This is a genomic window from Serratia sp. Je.1.23.a, assembly GCF_051129805.1.
GTDB classification, from domain to species: Bacteria; Pseudomonadota; Gammaproteobacteria; order Enterobacterales; family Enterobacteriaceae; genus Serratia; species Serratia liquefaciens.
In genome coordinates, this window is the sequence record NZ_JBCPSR010000087.1 from 1 (window position 1) to 255 (window position 255).

The 255-nt window shown below is 51.4% G+C and carries 1 rRNA gene; it reads right to left on the minus strand.

Going from position 1 to position 255, the window contains the following annotated elements:
* Window positions 1-255, minus strand: a 23S ribosomal RNA gene (locus AAZT04_RS26310); the annotation flags it as partial.

Sequence of the window (255 nt, forward strand, 5' to 3'; positions counted from 1 at the left end):
TCGCCTTTCCCTCACGGTACTGGTTCACTATCGGTCAGTCAGGAGTATTTAGCCTTGGAGGATGGTCCCCCCATATTCAGACAGGATGTCACGTGTCCCGCCCTACTCATCGAACTCACAATTAATGTATTTTAGTGTACGGGACTATCACCCTTTACTGTGCGACTTTCCAGACGCTTCCACTAACACAAGAACTGATTCAGGTTCTGGGCTCCTCCCCGTTCGCTCGCCGCTACTGGGGGAATCTCGGTTGAT